The organism is Streptococcus sp. 210928-DFI.4.42, from assembly GCF_020554365.1.
Lineage (GTDB): Bacteria > Bacillota > Bacilli > Lactobacillales > Streptococcaceae > Streptococcus > Streptococcus parasanguinis_S.
Genome location: NZ_JAJCHF010000033.1, coordinates 1 through 16488, shown reverse-complemented (window position 1 = coordinate 16488; position 16488 = coordinate 1). Strand labels below are relative to the sequence as shown.

General features: G+C 41.9%; 16 protein-coding genes and 1 pseudogene. 16 read left to right on the top strand and 1 reads right to left on the bottom strand.

Annotated elements, in window-relative coordinates; all coding sequences use genetic code 11:
* Positions 1 to 189: 189 nt before the first annotated feature.
* From LIZ08_RS09745 to LIZ08_RS09725, 5 genes are all read left to right on the top strand, one after another.
* Positions 190 to 810 (top strand): tetratricopeptide repeat protein, encoded by a 621-nt coding sequence (locus tag LIZ08_RS09745; protein ID WP_227038772.1) that lies wholly within the window; start codon positions 190 to 192, stop codon positions 808 to 810.
* 981 nt (positions 811 to 1791) lie between these two features.
* On the top strand, positions 1792 to 2079 hold the full coding sequence (locus LIZ08_RS09740; protein WP_227038771.1) for a hypothetical protein: 288 nt from the start codon (positions 1792 to 1794) through the stop codon (positions 2077 to 2079).
* 286 nt (positions 2080 to 2365) lie between these two features.
* Positions 2366 to 3334, top strand: coding sequence for a DUF6287 domain-containing protein (locus LIZ08_RS09735; protein ID WP_227038770.1), 969 nt, complete (start codon positions 2366 to 2368; stop codon positions 3332 to 3334).
* 169 nt (positions 3335 to 3503) lie between these two features.
* The gene (locus tag LIZ08_RS09730) at positions 3504 to 3995 is read left to right on the top strand and encodes a hypothetical protein (protein ID WP_003007074.1); all 492 of its coding nucleotides are present in this window, start codon (positions 3504 to 3506) and stop codon (positions 3993 to 3995) included.
* Between the two features lie 153 nt (positions 3996 to 4148).
* Positions 4149 to 4961, top strand: a complete 813-nt coding sequence (locus tag LIZ08_RS09725) for a PrsW family glutamic-type intramembrane protease (protein WP_227038769.1) — start codon at positions 4149 to 4151, stop codon at positions 4959 to 4961.
* A gap of 329 nt (positions 4962 to 5290) precedes the next feature.
* On the opposite strand, the gene mnmE is transcribed toward LIZ08_RS09725, so the two are convergent.
* Positions 5291 to 6664 carry a tRNA uridine-5-carboxymethylaminomethyl(34) synthesis GTPase MnmE gene (gene mnmE / locus LIZ08_RS09720; RefSeq protein WP_227038768.1) on the bottom strand — a complete coding sequence of 458 codons (1374 nt, stop codon included), beginning with the start codon at positions 6662 to 6664 and terminating at the stop codon, positions 5291 to 5293.
* A 162-nt stretch (positions 6665 to 6826) separates the two neighbouring features.
* On the opposite strand from mnmE, the gene rpiA reads away from it, so the two are divergent.
* From rpiA to LIZ08_RS09665, 11 genes and pseudogenes are all read left to right on the top strand, one after another.
* Entirely contained in the window at positions 6827 to 7498 is a 672-nt protein-coding gene (rpiA, locus tag LIZ08_RS09715) for a ribose-5-phosphate isomerase RpiA (protein ID WP_227038767.1), read from the top strand.
* A gap of 248 nt (positions 7499 to 7746) precedes the next feature.
* Positions 7747 to 8958: a phosphopentomutase gene (locus tag LIZ08_RS09710; protein WP_227038766.1), complete on the top strand. Its 1212-nt coding sequence runs from the start codon at positions 7747 to 7749 to the stop codon at positions 8956 to 8958.
* Between the two features lies 1 nt (position 8959).
* The gene (locus LIZ08_RS09705; protein ID WP_227038765.1) at positions 8960 to 9505 is read left to right on the top strand and encodes a DUF1697 domain-containing protein; all 546 of its coding nucleotides are present in this window, start codon (positions 8960 to 8962) and stop codon (positions 9503 to 9505) included.
* 12 nt (positions 9506 to 9517) lie between these two features.
* Positions 9518 to 10327, top strand: coding sequence for a purine-nucleoside phosphorylase (locus LIZ08_RS09700; protein ID WP_227038764.1), 810 nt, complete (start codon positions 9518 to 9520; stop codon positions 10325 to 10327).
* Between the two features lie 4 nt (positions 10328 to 10331).
* Positions 10332 to 11564, top strand: coding sequence for a chloride channel protein (locus LIZ08_RS09695; protein ID WP_227038763.1), 1233 nt, complete (start codon positions 10332 to 10334; stop codon positions 11562 to 11564).
* Positions 11561 to 12274: a type 1 glutamine amidotransferase gene (locus tag LIZ08_RS09690; RefSeq protein ID WP_227038762.1), complete on the top strand. Its 714-nt coding sequence runs from the start codon at positions 11561 to 11563 to the stop codon at positions 12272 to 12274. Before LIZ08_RS09695 ends, LIZ08_RS09690 begins: the two co-directional genes overlap by 4 nt.
* 288 nt (positions 12275 to 12562) lie before the next feature.
* The gene (deoD, locus tag LIZ08_RS09685) at positions 12563 to 13273 is read left to right on the top strand and encodes a purine-nucleoside phosphorylase (RefSeq protein ID WP_070586244.1); all 711 of its coding nucleotides are present in this window, start codon (positions 12563 to 12565) and stop codon (positions 13271 to 13273) included.
* Positions 13273 to 14040 (top strand): hypothetical protein, encoded by a 768-nt coding sequence (locus tag LIZ08_RS09680; RefSeq protein WP_227038761.1) that lies wholly within the window; start codon positions 13273 to 13275, stop codon positions 14038 to 14040. The genes deoD and LIZ08_RS09680 overlap by 1 nt, the downstream gene beginning before the upstream one ends.
* Positions 14041 to 14772, top strand: a complete 732-nt coding sequence (locus LIZ08_RS09675; RefSeq protein WP_227038760.1) for an NAD-dependent protein deacylase — start codon at positions 14041 to 14043, stop codon at positions 14770 to 14772.
* 124 nt (positions 14773 to 14896) lie between these two features.
* The gene (locus LIZ08_RS09670; protein ID WP_227038759.1) at positions 14897 to 15910 is read left to right on the top strand and encodes a hypothetical protein; all 1014 of its coding nucleotides are present in this window, start codon (positions 14897 to 14899) and stop codon (positions 15908 to 15910) included.
* A 245-nt stretch (positions 15911 to 16155) separates the two neighbouring features.
* A pseudogene (locus LIZ08_RS09665) lies at positions 16156 to 16488 on the top strand (IS3 family transposase); the annotation flags it as partial.

Genomic DNA, 16488 nt, shown 5'->3' with positions numbered 1-16488 from the left:
GCTTATCTTATTAAGTTACTCATTGCTCGTTTAAAAAGAAACTAAGTAACATTTTTCCCAAATAGTAGTTATTTGGGCTTTTTGCTACACTTTAGTTTAGTGGATTAAATCTATAAAGGTAGTGTTTATCACATTCTTGTTGAGTGATTTTATTTTATGAAGGTTGTTTATAGTTGAAGGGGGAAATAGATGGTCTCTAAAATCGATATAGCTTGGGACTTGTTCCTAGAAGGAAATATATTAGAAGCTAAAAAGTTAGTTGAACAAGATTTTTTTATTGATACCTGTACAGATTTTAGTCTTTTAAATCTGATGGGATATGTATTGTTAGCAGAAAAAGACTATGCTTCATGTACCCATATCTTTGAGAAATACATTTTATTAGCTCAACAAAATGAAGATAAAGAACATGAACACATTGGTTTACATCAATTAGCGATGATCTACAGAGAGCAGGGTGATTTTCATAAGGCTTTAAAACTCATTGAAGACGAAGAGAAGATAGTTGAAGAGCATTTTCCAAATGATAATCTAAAGAAAGCTGTGAATAACTACGAACAAGGCTATTTGAGATTGAAATTAAATAACCTTGATGAAGCTCTTACATTCATGAATCTGTCACTGGAACAATCTTTAGAAACTGATGATGTGATTTCTCAAGCTTGTAGTTATAGAGGGTTAGGTGAAATCTATTTAGCCTTGGAAGATACGGAATTATCCAATAGACATTTCAAACGAGCTATAGAACTTTTCGAAAGTGTTGGAGAGTTTGAAGGGATAAAGGAAATTGAGGAATTGATTAATCGATGATTTTGCATTTAGATTTTGTCATTAGTTTGCTTAAATAAAAAGTTTTAATATGCTAGAAATCATGTATTTGATTAAGGGGAATAAGATGAGAGGTTGTGATAGAGATGGAGTTTCTATTTATTTTAATTATTTATATACCTTCTTTCTTTTATTTAAACTGGAAGGATAAGCCTGAACAAAAAAATAAGTCCTTTTACTATCTTTATAAGTTTTACATGATTTACTTGTGGTTTATCCTCATAATTTCCATAATGGCTATTGGTATTTTTTCCCTTGGAGTACTAGCTGTTAGAGGCGAAAAACTTACGTCTGGTTTCTTTGTTTTATCTTTCTTAGGTATAGTTCTATTTAGTTTCTATATTTTTAGTATTCTAAAAGAGATACAGGACTTAAAGCAAATAAAAGGTAAGTAAAAATTAACTAAGAGAACTAGCTAACTAGCTTAAGTAAAATATAACACGGCCACGATTAATGAGCCGTGTTTTTGTATGAATGTACAATTGAAAAATTTTTAGTTTTCCCTTAAATAAAGTACATAATTGATAATGATTAGCTCAAAAACATTTTTGGTTACTAGAAATCGTAGAAGTTCCGTGACTAATTCTTGAGCCTAAGGCACTTTTTTCACAGCGGAAAGTCTCTACAGAAAATAAATTAGAAATGTTTTATAAAAAGGAGCTTATCCACCTTCTAAAGAAGCTCGTGAATGTGAGTTAATTTGTGAATTTAAAGTTAAAAATAGATGGAATGTCTCCACATAATGAATTGATTTTTGAAGAAGGAAGGAGTAAAATGTAGTTAATATAATGACTGGTTAGGGATAAATAAAACAAGGCACAAAAAAGGCACCGAATCGGTGCACACTTTTTCAAGTTGGATACGGACAAAGCCTTATTTTAACTTGCTGTGTTGTTTCGAATGGTCCCAAAACTTATTTTTTTTATGATATAACAGAATATTTTAAAAATGAAGGGGTTTTCTATGGAGAGAGATGTGTTTTTTGATTATTTTTTAAAATCACTTAGGTTTCATTTGGGTGATAGGTGTAAGGATATTGGATTTATAAAGTTTTTTAAAGATGAAAAAAATTGTTTTATTACTATAGAGAATTATGTTTTGGAATCATTTGTATTATTGTCAAATATTTTGAGTAAGGATAGGATTGTGTTTTCTTGTGGAATTATTTATAGTAAGGGGGTAGTTACTGGAGTAGAAGTGTGTATGAATGTATCAGAGCTAGAAAGATTAAATAAATTGTACAAGATATAGTTTTGAAGAATATTAAAAAACATAAGGGAAATTATCTACGTGGGATGTGTGGAGTGATAGGATTAATGTTTCCTAGTTTTAGAGCTTTGTTGTTTCGAACGGTCCCAAAACAAGTAAAATAAAAATGATTGAATAGAAGCTTGTTACATTGAGCTTCTTTTTCTTGAGAAATTCAAATCATAATTTTACAGACTTTTAGGTCATTAATTATTTTTCCCCCTCCACTTTTTCTTTGACTCTCCTTTCTTATTTTTCTAAAATAGTAGGTGTGTGAAGGGAGATTGATATGAAAAAAGGTTTGGTAATTGTGCTTTCTACTTTGGTCTTGGCCTCGTGTGGTCATCCTCAGAGGACGGTGACGCCAAAGAGTTCGGATACCAAACAGACCAGCACATCGGAAAAGAAACAGTCTGGTATGGATTTGAAACCCATTAAGGCTAAGGACTACTCGAGTATCAAGGGGACTTGGATCGATGGTCGTGGTAATGAGCTGGTCTTTGATGACAAGGGCTTGGTCAGCGAGGATGTTGAGCTTGATGCATCGAGCTTTAAGCAGAAGGACCAGATCGCTGAGATGACGGTCAGTGCCAAGTCGGGTGTTGGAGGCTACGGTCTTTTGTTTCTTCCAAAAGGTCAGAAAGCGGGCAAAGACGATGCTTCGGATAAGTCTAAGGATCGGATCTGGGCTGGTCAGTCACCGGCTTATGGCGATGATGACAATTTCTACTATCGCAAGAAAGAGCAACCGAAAGATCGGGAGCAAGTAGATACAGACGATAGCAGTAGTACGTCTAAGACGAGTAAGGCCAAGAAGTGGAATACTCGATCGGATAGCGAGGTTAAATCTTCGAAGAAGGCAGACCAAAATGATTATCCAGGCTACACTGATGCTCAGGTCGAAGCTGCGCGTGTCTGGGCTTATGTGATCAAGTCTGTACCGACAGAATTGAGTATTAATGAAAAGAGTGCTGGTACAAAAATTTACTTTGGTGGGCTAGGAGTTGACTATCCTAAAGATGTTCGTCAGCTGTTTACACCAATTTCTGCAGAAGGCCATGTGACTTACGCATCCAACGGTGATGGGACGGTAACGATCTATCCTGTACCGAGCCACTGGCAACAGTCTGCTGATGAACTCAATAGTGAAGAATTTATGACGCAATTTACCCAAGGGATCTTAGACCACGCTGAAACGGTGACTTTGCCAGATGGGGATCCGGATATGATTCGCCAGATTCTAGCTGTATTGAAGTAAGAGAGATTATGGTAGAATAATATTAGATAAAAATTTTTTAAACTATTAAAGTTCTAATGACCTATTAGGTTATAAGATTAAAGGTTTGGAATATCTTTTACAGTAAGCTTATGCAATTTTGGTCAATTACAGGTCGTTTTCTACTTGTAAAAATAAAAGGAGAAAATCTATGAAAAAAACTATGTTTGCAACAATGACCATCCTCTCGCTATTTCTGTCATCGTGCGCGCAAAAAGAAGTGAAGAATGAAGACAAAAAAGAGCAGTCTACTGAACAGAATGTAAAAGATTCTACAAAGGAAAGTAAAGAATCAGTGGTCAAAGGGATGAATCAAGCCCCTACCTCACTGGTTGGAAATGAAAAACCGAATGTAGTATTTGCTTATATGCTTCAAAATCAAATCAATGGCGAAATTGAGATGGCGAAAGTGTATTATAATGAAGAGTATGTGATCCTTGTCTTCTCTGTATCAGAAAATATGCTATCTTTAGCAAATATAAATCCAAAAGATTATTGTAAGACGCTTTTTGATTTAAAAGAAGAGATAGTAAAGCAATACAATGCAACTCAAAACAAACCGAGCAGTATAAAACTTAAAATATATGATAAAGATGAGAAGCTCTTGGCGACGGAGGAAAATGGAGCGTTGGTGATTAAGTAACTAAATTTAGTCAACCATTTGTCGCCATCTACGTTTTATATTTTTCTCACTAATCCACATTTATTGTTTTTTTAAGCTGATCCTGTTACAATGATAGTACTCGGAAAAGACTGGGCTTCCAGCCTTTTTCATTTCACTTTAGAAAGGTCTTTTATGAAACGCAAATCGATTTTGTTTCTCTATTTACTCTTGCTAGCGATCGGCCTAGCCTATGAGACCCAATCACTGACAGAAGGCTGGATGTCTGGTAGCCAGTACGGGATTGTGGGACTTTCAACCTTGATTCTCTTGGTTTATGCGATTCCTGCTGTTTGGGCTCTCTTTCATTTTGCTAAGAAGTGGAAGTTGTCTTGGGTACCGGTTCTCTTTTCTTTATTAGGAGGGGGCTTTGTTGCCGGTTGGTTGTCTAGCTTTGCCAATACCTATTTCCATGACATGATTCAAGCGATCGCTCCTAATAGCGACTTTTGGAACCAGTACGAGAGTGCCATCGCTGCGCCACTCTTCGAGGAACCCTTTAAGTTGATTCCAATCTTCTTTGTCCTCTATTTGTTCAGCGTTCGTCGCATCAAGTCGATTTTCCTCTTGGCCATTGCCTCTGGTCTTGGTTTCCAGATCGTGGAGGACTTTGCCTATATCCGTCAGGATCTGCCGGGAGGTTTCTCCTACACGGTGTCAGGGATTCTCGGGCGTGTGGCTAATGCGCCCATGTCTCACTGGGTCTACACAGGTCTTGTTATGCTAGGGCTCTTCCTAATTGTCCAAGCAAGCAGGGGACGCAAGGATTTACGTCTAGCAGGCTGGGGATACTTAGTAGCTGGGTTTGGACTCCATTTTGTTGGCAATTCACCTTTCTCACAAATCGTGACCGAGTTGCCGATTGCGATTCCAGTCTTGAATGCTATTGGGCTCTTCCTGATCTACCAAGCGTATCAGACCGTCGAGCGATTAGAACAAGCAAAATAAGAAAAATGCGTATGTTTGCACACATACGCATTTTTGTTATTTTGGACACATTGTTTTTCTACATTTGTATAAACTGAGTGATCCTATAGCTGTAAACTAAATTCTATTTTGAAAGAAATATTTGATACTTTCCGCCGTGAGAAAAGTGAGAGTGGGACAGAAATCGGTAATTCGTTAGAATTCGATTTCGTCGTCCCACCTCCGCACAGTTGAGTAGGGCTGTAAAAGCTGATGAAATCAGCGTAGTAGAGCCCACTCAACCACTGCGTCTTGCTTGACAATCCAAAAATAATTAAGAGGCTAGGACTTTTGTCCCAGCCTCATTTTTGTTATTTACCAAGACAGAACTGGCTGAAGAGTTGGGTGATGAGCTCATCTGGAGCAGCATCTCCTGTGATTTCTCCGAGGATTTCCCAGGTGCGGGTGAGGTCGACTTGAAGCAAGTCTACTGGCATACCGAGGGCCAAGCCTTCGTTGACCGCTTGCAGACTTTCAACAGCTTTCTCGATGAGGGAGATGTGACGAGCGTTAGAAAGATACGTCGCATCTTGCTCAACCAGCCCAGCATTTTCGAAGAAGAGGGCGTTGATCCGGTCTTCGATTTGATCGATGTTTTGGTTTTTCAGAACGGAAATCTTGATGTAATCTTCTGGCAGTTGGTCGATTTCGATCTTCTCTGGGAGGTCGACCTTATTGAGGAGAATGATGCGGTTGCTGTCTTGAGAGATTTCAAGGAGTTGGCGATCTTGATCAGTCAAGGGTTCGCTAGCATTGAGTACCAGAAGAACCAAATCAGCTTCCTTGAGGGCTTTTTTCGAACGTTCGACACCGATTTGCTCCACGATGTCCTCGGTCTCGCGGATCCCAGCTGTATCGACCAGTTTGAGGGGAACCCCGTTGATGTTGACGTATTCTTCGATGACGTCACGGGTGGTTCCTTCGATATCAGTCACGATAGCTTTTTCCTCGCGAAGAAGGTTGTTGAGGAGGCTAGACTTGCCGACGTTTGGTCGACCGATGATAGCAGTAGAAATCCCTTCACGCAAGATCTTACCGCGACGGGCAGTCTTGAGGAGGTTGGTCAAGAGGGCTTCAAATTCACTGGTCTTTTCGCGGATGATCTCAGTGGTTGCTTCTTCGACATCATCGTACTCAGGATAATCGATGTTGACTTCGACCTGGGCCAGGGTATTGAGGATCTCTTGGCGCGTGTTGTTGATGAGGTCAGACAGAGAGCCGTCCAACTGTTTGACTGCAATGTTCATAGCCTTGTCGGTCTTGGCGCGGATGATGTCCATGACGGCCTCAGCCTGGGTTAAATCGACCCGACCGTTCAGAAAGGCCCGCTTGGTAAATTCACCAGGTTCAGCCAAACGAGCTCCTTCACGGATGACTAATTGTAGGATTTCGTTGGTCACTGCAATCCCGCCGTGGGTATTGATCTCGATGATGTCTTCACGGGTGAAGGTCTTCGGCGAGCGCATGGCTCCAACCATGACTTCGTCGAGGATCTCATCCTTATCTGGATCCACGATATGGCCGTAGTTGAGGGTGTGACTTGCGACCTTGCTTAATTCTTTTCCCTTAAAGATTTTTTGCACAATGGCAAAGCTGTCTGTCCCGCTCAAGCGGACGATCCCGATAGCCCCCTCACCGAGAGGGGTTGAGATGGCAGCAATGGTATCAAATTCTTTAGTAATCATGTCATTTCTCTTTTCCTGTAGATTCACCTCTATTCTATCGTAAAGTCAGCGGACGGGCAAGGTTTTGCTTTTAGAACTAAAACTTGGAAAGGGTTTCAATTAATTAGTGAAATCTCTTACAGAATATGCTATACTGTAATAGAATATAAAAGGAGGTCTATGATGGTAAACCTAAAAGAACAGGTAGGAATTAAAGCGGCTGAGTTTGTCAAAGACGGCATGATTGTCGGTCTCGGTACAGGGTCAACTGCTTATTATTTTGTGGCTGAATTGGGTCGTCGCATCAAAGAAGAAGGCTTGCAGATCACAGCTGTCACGACGTCAAGTGTGACCTATGATCAGGCTGAAAGTTTAGGCATCCCGCTCAAGGCTATCGACGATGTTGAAGTGGTCGATGTGACAGTGGATGGCGCAGATGAAGTGGATCCTCAATTGAACGGGATCAAAGGTGGCGGTGGTGCTCTCCTCATGGAAAAAATCGTCGCAACCAATTCAAAAGATTGCATTTGGATAGTGGATGAATCCAAACAAGTTGCAACTCTTGGGGCTTTCAAACTTCCAGTGGAAGTAGTGCAATACGGGGCTGAAAATCTTTTCCGTCACTTTGAGCAAAAGGGTTACCATCCTGCTTTCCGTCTCGCGGCTGATCAACGTTTTGTAACCGACCAAGGCAACTTCATCATTGACTTGGATCTCAAAGTGATCAAGGATGCAGAAGCTCTAGCCAATGAACTGGATCACACCGTAGGCATCGTAGAGCACGGTTTGTTCTTGAACATGATTTCAAAAGTGATTGTAGGGACACCAGATGGCCCTGTCATCATAGAAAAATAGAGAGTGGGACAGAAATCGGTAATTCGTTAGAATTCGATTTCGTCGTCCCACCTCCGCACAGTTGAGTAGGGCTGTAAAAGCTGATGAAATCAGCGTAGTAGAGCCCACTCAACCACTGCGTCTTGCTCGACAATCCAAAAATAATTGAGAGGCTAGGACTTTTGTCCCAGCCTCGGATCAAACAACGGCTCTCTTCTTATAGGGATATGGTATAATATAGCTAGTTTAATAAAGGAAAGAGGCAGTATATGTCAAAATTTAAACGCATGCACTTAGTTGTGCTGGATTCAGTTGGGATCGGTGCTGCACCAGATGCCAATAACTTTGTCAATGCAGGAGTTCCAGATGGAGCATCTGATACTTTGGGTCACATCTCTAAAACTGTCGGTTTGAATGTACCAAACATGGCAAAAATTGGTCTTGGAAATATTCCTCGTGAAGTACCATTGAAGACGGTGCCAGCTGAAAGCAACCCAACAGGCTATGCGACAAAATTGCAAGAAGTTTCTCTTGGGAAAGACACCATGACTGGTCACTGGGAAATCATGGGGCTCAACATTACAGAACCTTTTGATACCTTCTGGAATGGTTTTCCTGAAGAAATTTTGACTAAAATTGAAGAATTCTCAGGACGTAAGGTCATCCGTGAAGCTAACAAACCTTATTCTGGCACAGCAGTCATCGATGACTTTGGACCACGTCAAATGGAAACTGGTGAGTTGATCATTTATACGTCAGCAGACCCTGTCCTTCAAATCGCAGCTCACGAAGATATCATTCCTTTGGATGAACTTTACCGTATCTGTGAATACGCTCGTTCCATCACTTTGGAACGTCCAGCTCTTCTAGGACGTATCATTGCTCGTCCTTATGTTGGGGAACCTGGAAACTTCACACGTACAGCCAACCGTCGTGACTTGGCTGTTTCACCATTTGCGCCAACTGTTTTGGACAAGTTGAACGAAGCAGGTATCGATACCTATGCAGTTGGTAAGATCAACGACATCTTCAACGGAGCTGGTATCAACCACGATATGGGCCACAACAAATCAAATAGCCACGGTATGGATACCTTGATTAAGACCATGGGGCTTCCTGAGTTCCAAGAAGGCTTCTCATTTACCAACTTGGTAGACTTTGATGCTCTTTACGGCCACCGTCGCAATGCTCACGGCTACCGCGATTGCTTGCACGAATTTGACGAACGCTTGCCAGAAATCATTGCAGCGATGCGTGAAGATGACCTCTTGATGATCACGGCAGATCACGGTAATGACCCAACTTACGCTGGTACAGATCATACGCGTGAATACATCCCATTCTTGGCTTATAGCCCATCCTTCAAGGGCAATAGTGTGATTCCAGTCGGCCATTTCTCTGATATCTCTGCAACGATTGCAGAGAACTTTGGTGTTGAAAAAGCCATGATCGGTGAAAGTTTCTTAGACAAATTGAACTAAGATGACACGCTTCACTCTCCTCGTAAGAGGGATCAATGTTGGCGGGAAAAACAAGGTCGTGATGGCAGAGCTTCGAGAGGAGCTCCAAACGATCGGGCTGGATGGGGTAGAGACCTACATCAATAGTGGCAATATCTTCTTTGAATCTGCTGCTTCTAAAGAAGAATTGGTAGATTTGCTGGGACATTTCTTTCGTGAACACTATCCTTTTATCCAGTCTTTTTCTCTCTTTTCAGCTGAGGACTATGCGCAAGATCTCGCTACTCTACCAGCCTGGTGGCAGGAGGATCTGGCCCGCAAGGATGTTCTCTTTTACACAGAAGGCCTCAATCAGGATGCTGTCTGGGAGCTGGTCTCCTCTTTTTCGCTCGGTGATGAAATCATCCATCGTGGGAATCTTGGGATCTACTGGGGCAAATACTCAGAAGAAACCTATACAAAGACCGCTTACCACAGACAAGTCCTCAAGATGCCGGATTACCGTCTCTTGACCATTCGCAATGCCAATACATTTGACAAAATTGGCCAATTTTTAAGGAAATCATAAAGGAGATATGCAATGACATTATTAGCAAAAATCAATGAAACAGCTGCTTTTTTGAAAGGCAAAGGAATGGAAGCACCTGAGTTTGGCTTGATCCTTGGATCAGGTCTTGGAGAACTGGCTGAAGAAATCGAAAATCCAGTCGTAGTAGACTACTCTGAAATTCCAAACTGGGGTCGTTCAACGGTTGTCGGCCATGCGGGTAAATTGGTTTATGGTGATCTTGCTGGACGCAAGGTTTTGGCCCTTCAAGGACGTTTCCACTTCTACGAAGGAAACCCACTAGAAGTAGTGACTTTCCCAGTTCGTGTCATGAAAGTTTTGGGATGTGAAGGGGTTCTTGTTACCAATGCTGCCGGTGGTATTGGCTTTGGTCCTGGTACTTTAATGGCTATCACAGACCACATCAACATGACTGGTCAAAACCCATTGATCGGTGAAAACTTGGATGATTTTGGTCCACGTTTCCCAGATATGTCAAAAGCCTACACTCCAGAATATCGTGAGACTGCTCATAAAGTAGCAGACAAATTGGGTATCAAATTGGATGATGGGGTTTATATCGGTGTGACTGGGCCTACCTATGAAACTCCAGCTGAAATCCGTGCGTTTAAGACTCTTGGTGCAGATGCTGTCGGTATGTCAACCGTTCCTGAAGTCATCGTTGCAGCGCATTCTGGCTTGAAGGTTCTTGGTATTTCATGTATTACCAACTTTGCGGCTGGTTTCCAAGAAGAGCTCAACCACGAAGAAGTAGTAGAAGTGACAGAGCGCGTCAAAGGCGACTTCAAAGGATTGCTAAAAGCGATTCTTGCTGAACTCTAATCCAATGAAAGTACGACTCCAAAGGCTGCCCTACGGACTGAGGTTTCTTCTAGCCACCTTATCATTAGGGATAGGGACGGGTCTGGTCGGAATTGCCTGTCATTATCTACTAGAAGGGGTGCAAGAGCTGGCCTTTGGCCAAGCTAGTTCGGATTTGCTCCAGCAATTTCAAGAAGCTGGAGGTCTCCGTAGATTTCTGGTCTTGTGTGTGACTGGGTGCTTAGCAGCTGGCTTCTGGTATGTCCTGCAAAAGCGTTATCAGATCCTGTCTATTCGCCAGCAAATTGACTTAGCTGGAGACAGGGAGCCAGCGCCCTTAGCCTATCTCCTTCATGCAGGAATGCAGGTGGCAATTGTCGGAGCAGGTGCATCGGTCGGAAAAGAAGGAGCCCCACGTGAGGTCGGGGCTCTTCTAGCTGGTCGGTTGTCGAAGGGATTCTCTCTAGCTCTCAAAGAGCGGAAAGTCTTGATCGCCTGTGGTGCTGGAGCTGGTTTAGCTGCGGTCTATCAGGTCCCCTTTGCCAGCAGCTTGTTTGTCTTTGAGACCTTAGGACTCGCCTACAGTTGGCAGAATCTTCTACTGGTTTTGACCAGTACTTATCTGGCCACCTGGGTCGCTCAGCCCATCGTTGGTCAGGAGGCCATTTATCACCTGTCCGCAGTCTCATGGTCGGCTAGCAGCTTCTTACAGGCTATTGTGATTGCTTTCTTGGTCACTCCCTTGGCTCTGGTCTTTGCTTTCCTCGCCAAGCGGGCTAGTCACAAACGGCGCAAGGACGGGACGGTCCTTTGGGCTCTTCCTCTAGCCTTTCTAGTGCTGGGGAGCCTAGTAGCCTTTTTCCCTATCTTTATGGGAAATGGCCAGGTACTAGCGCAAGCCCTCTTGTCTAGTCAGCCGATTCCTTATCTTCCACTGACTCTTGCAGTGAAGGGGCTTATGGTTTACCTCCTCTTGCGCAATGGTGCTTATGGGGGTACCTTGACACCATCATTTGCCCTTGGGATTGGTTCTGGCTACCTAGTGACCTTGCTTTTGACAGTCCTTGGGATTCATCTGGATCCTGCTCTAGGGATGTTACTAGGAGCGACCGTCTTTTTAGGGACGACCCTAGAAGCTCCTCTGACAGCCATTGCCCTGAGCCTTGGATTTACAGGCCAAACTTGGAATTTGTCTATTCCGCTTGTACTTGCGGCTGGTCTGTCATACGTGATTCGAAAGAGATGGGAGAAGAAATGATGAAGGTACATTTTGTACTGCATGAAACCTTTGAAGTGCCGGGCGCTTATCTAAAATGGGCGCAGGAGCGTGGCCATCAGGTGACCACGACCAAAGTCTATGAAAACGAAGCCCTACCAGAGACAGTGGATGAGATCGACTTCTTAATTGTGATGGGAGGTCCTCAATCGCCAGATGAAGATCGAGAAGCTTTTCCATACTACGATCCTCAGGCAGAGATCGAGCTAATTCAAAAGGCCATGAAGGCTGATCGTTATATTGTTGGGGTTTGTCTTGGTGCCCAGCTCCTGTCTGTTGCCTATGGTGCGAAGTATGAGCACAGTCCGGAACGTGAGATCGGGGTTTATCCTGTGACCTTGACGTCTGAAGGACTCACAGATCCACATGTCGGTGAGTTTGGAGCAACTCTTGAAACCGGTCACTGGCATGGTGATATGCCAGGATTGACAGAAGATGCTGTTGTCCTTGCGACTAGTCAAGGATGTCCACGTCAGATGATTCGCTTCAGTCCGAAACATTATGCCTTCCAAGCTCACTTGGAATTTGATCCGGAAGCAGTCGATCTCTTGATTGCAGCGGACGGTGAAGATCTTTTGGAAGAACAAAGTCAAAAATTGACCTTTGTTCAAAATCCTCAAGCCATTCGTGCTTACGATTATCGAGAAATGAATGCCAAACTCTATGAATTTTTGGATTCATTAACAAATTAAATAAAAAAGAAAGGATGGGTTTACCGTATTTGCTGAACTGAATACGGGCGGAGAACTGTGTAAAAAAGATAAATCCTCCTAGATGCGATGCATCTTTGTCGGATTTCCTATTTTTACTTTGCCTCTTTAACGCCTATTCTAAAAAATAAAAAAGAAAGGTAGAGCATGTGTTCTAATTTGAACACGAGCGGAAAGCTCGGAAAATAGATAATCTGACTGAGAAATCAGGATTTCTCGTCAGATTCCTAATTTTCAGTCGCTTTCTGGTCGCTCTTTGTATCAAAAACTATGTCTATCCATATTGCTGCTAAGCAGGGTGAAATTGCTGATAAAATTCTTCTTCCTGGGGATCCTCTTCGTGCGAAATTTATTGCTGAGAATTTCCTTGAAGACGCTGTTTGCTTCAACGAAGTCCGTAACATGTTTGGTTACACAGGTACTTATAAAGGTCATCGTGTTTCTGTCATGGGTACTGGAATGGGGATGCCATCGATCTCTATTTATGCGCGTGAGTTGATTGTCGACTACGGCGTGAAGAAATTGATCCGTGTGGGAACGGCTGGTTCTTTGAATGAGGATGTCCATGTTCGTGAATTGGTCTTGGCACAAGCTGCTGCAACCAACTCAAACATCATCCGCAACGACTGGCCTCAATACGATTTCCCACAAATCGCTAGCTTTGATCTTTTAGACAAGGCTTACCATATTGCCAAAGACCTTGGCATGACGACTCACGTCGGTAATGTTTTGTCATCAGATGTTTTCTATTCAAACTATGGTGAAAAGAATATCGAGCTTGGTAAATGGGGTGTGAAAGCTGTAGAAATGGAAGCAGCAGCTCTTTACTATCTTGCTGCTCAACACCATGTTGATGCGCTTGCTATCATGACTATTTCAGACAGTTTGGTCAATCCAGATGAGGACACAACTGCTGAAGAACGTCAAACTACTTTCACAGACATGATGAAAGTCGGTCTTGAGACCTTGATTGCAGACTAATGGCAAAATTCTTTCATGATGAATGGCTCTACGATCTCCAAAATTATCACTACAGCCGGGCTCTGCGCTCTATCAAGCAGCAGGAAGAAGTACCGAATTTGCTTGTGAGTTTACTGCAGTTAATGGCGGAACGTCGAGAGCTCAATATCCAACCCGTCATGAATCAAAAGTTGAAAACCGAGTTGCTAGAGGCGACTGGTTTTCAGCTTTTTTGGCATGAGGATCCAGAAGATGAACAGTTGGCCAACTACCTTTATGACTTAGAGGCGAAATTGCGAAATGAACAGATCATTAACTTTGTTCGTGCCGTCAGCCCAGCCATCTATCGGATCTTTATGCGATTGATTCAGTTGAAAATTCCTGATATTACAAACTATATCCATAATTCCAAAGAATCCAGTTATGACCGTTGGAAGTTTGAGAGCCTGCATGCGTCTGATAACCCTATCCTGCAGCAATTCCACAGCGAAAGTGTGGTCAATTCCTCCAGTTTGACGGAGTTGATTGTGCAGTTGGATTTGCCAGATAGCGTCAAAGTTGCGACCCAACAATTGCGGGAGTTAGAAAAATCAGTTCGCAACCCCTTGGCCCACTTGATCAAGCCCTTTGATGAAGAAGAGCTCCATCGGACGACGGGTTTCTCTTCTCAGGATTTTATGAAGAATTTGATTGACCTTGCAAGCTACACAGGCATCCATTATGATCAAGCTAACTTTTATTTTGATCAGGCCAATGCTGTTATGGAAGAGCTACTAAAGGAGAAGTAGATGGATAAGATTGCTCAATTACAGGAGATGATTGATCAGAGTCAACGGATCGTGTTTTTCGGTGGAGCAGGAGTTTCCACGGAGTCAAATATTCCAGATTTTCGAAGTTCAGATGGGGTCTATAGTGTTCAGGTTGGGAGGCATTTGACAGCTGAACAATTGGTCTCCCATACCATGTTTGAGCGCTATCCAGAGGACTTTTTCGACTTTTACAAGAAGTACTTGCTCTACCCAGATGCCAAGCCCAATGCTGCCCATCGCTATTTGGTTCGGCTTGAAGAGACCGGTAAGCTCCAGGCAGTGGTGACACAAAATATCGATAGTCTCCATGAAATGGCTGGGTCTAAAAAGGTCCTTAAGCTCCATGGCAGCGCTGACCGCAATTACTGTACGGGTTGCCAGCGATTTTATGATTTGGAAGCCTTTCTAGCTTTGGAAGGTCCCGTTCCACACTGTCTGGACTGTGGCAAGGTGGTCAAGCCTGATGTGACTCTTTATGAGGAACCTCTCGATATGGACGTCTTTAGCAAATCAGCCCAAGCCATCCAAGAGGCTGATCTGCTGATTATCGGTGGTACCTCTCTTGTGGTCTACCCAGCAGCCAGTTTGATTCAGTATTTCCGAGGGAAGAAGCTGGTTGTCATCAATAAAACCAGTATCCCACAAGACAAGCAAGCAGACCTAGTTATCGAAGGAAAAATTGGCCAAGTATTTTCACAATTAAGACAATAAAAGAACACCTGAGAGAAGTGGAAATCCACTTGTTTCAGGTGTTTTTATGTCTCCCTTTTGACTAGCGCTATAAGAATGTATTTGATTATGATATAATGAAATAGATTTTGTCAAGGAGGCGTGCATGAGGAAGTTTAAAAGAATATTACCGCTCGTTTTAGTAGCTTTAGGACTATTCTTCTTTGGACTTTATTACTATTTGAAAACATCTGTTGATCCTGGTTTGTTTGATAAGAATGATCAGTATATTAAGGTTTACAACTACAAATCAGAGAAGATCAAGCCCAAAAAAGCAAAAGTAAAAGAAATTAATCTTGAGTTTATCTACGACGATAAGGCTGTTGTTCCTGATGGATTGACTTGGTCGGAAGATCTTCGGTCTGATATTGGTCCTTATGACGGTGGAGATGTCATTTTACATGCCCTGTTAGAAGATGGCTCAAAAATCAGAATCCCGCTACAAAAGGCGTTTCATTTAGGTCCAACATTTAGTCGGGATTTGGAATACAATAATAAATTAGAGGAGAAAATGCTCCCTAGATTCCCGAAATTCAGTACAGAGTATAATCAAAATTATTCCTTCGTTTATTTTAGTGGAATGATGTATGTAGGGGACACCCTCTATCAAGCTCCTGAAACAGAAGCTGTTATGCGTTTTGACCTAAAGAATCCAAAAACTGGAAAGTTACAAACCTATTTTGAGTATGGGTATTTGCCAGAGAAAACAAATTCTCCTGTGTTTGTAAAAACTAAAAAAGATGTGAGCCAAGCAGACATGCAATCGTTTTATGATGATTACCATAACAGTTGGAAGGGCTACTGGGATAGGGGAGTCGATCCCTTCCCTAAAGAGTTGACTAGTACCTACCCGTATCAATTTCACTATTATAAATGGTTCTATTCAGATGCTCTATCGAATCTTCCTCTGAAAATAGATCTCACAGGTTCTGAATTTAAAACAACCGTCACTCGTACGCAGTTGATAAAACCTGATCAAAATGATCGGATGAAAGTACGGACAGCCACAAAATCCTATACAGAGAAAAATAAAGGGGAATATGTACAAGAAGTCCTTGGTAAACTTTCGGAGTTCAAACAGATTAATGATCAAGCAAAAGATGAAGAGAAATATAAGTAAGAAACAAGAGCTTTCAATCTTGTTACTAGAGTTCATATTTAGGAGGTGAAGATGAAGAAGAAATTGTTTAGTCAGTTTGTTTATTCCCTAAAGTCTGTGTGGTTTGATTTAGAACACATACCCAATTGAATAACGATGAATATATTACTGAAGTTTTAAAACCAAATCAAAACAAGTCCAAATGATTCTGAACTGCACCCCAAAAGTTAGACAGAAAAAAATCTAACTTTTGGGGTGTTTTTATTATGAAATTAACTTATGAAGATAAAGTTCAGATCTATGAACATAAAAAACAAGGGCGAAGCTTCAAAGAGCTTTCAAATCAATTTGGGATAAACATTTCTAATCTTAAGTACATGATTAAATTGATTGATCGTTATGGAATAGAAATCGTCAAAAAAGGAAAGAATTGTTACTATTCTCCCGAACTAAAACAAGAAATCATTGATAAAGTTCTGCTTGAAAGTCGTTCACAAATAAAGGTATCTCTAGATTATGCTCTTCCAAGTGTTGGAATGTTGCATAATTGGATAGCACAATATAAGAAAAACGGGTATACTATTGTTGAGAAAACAAGA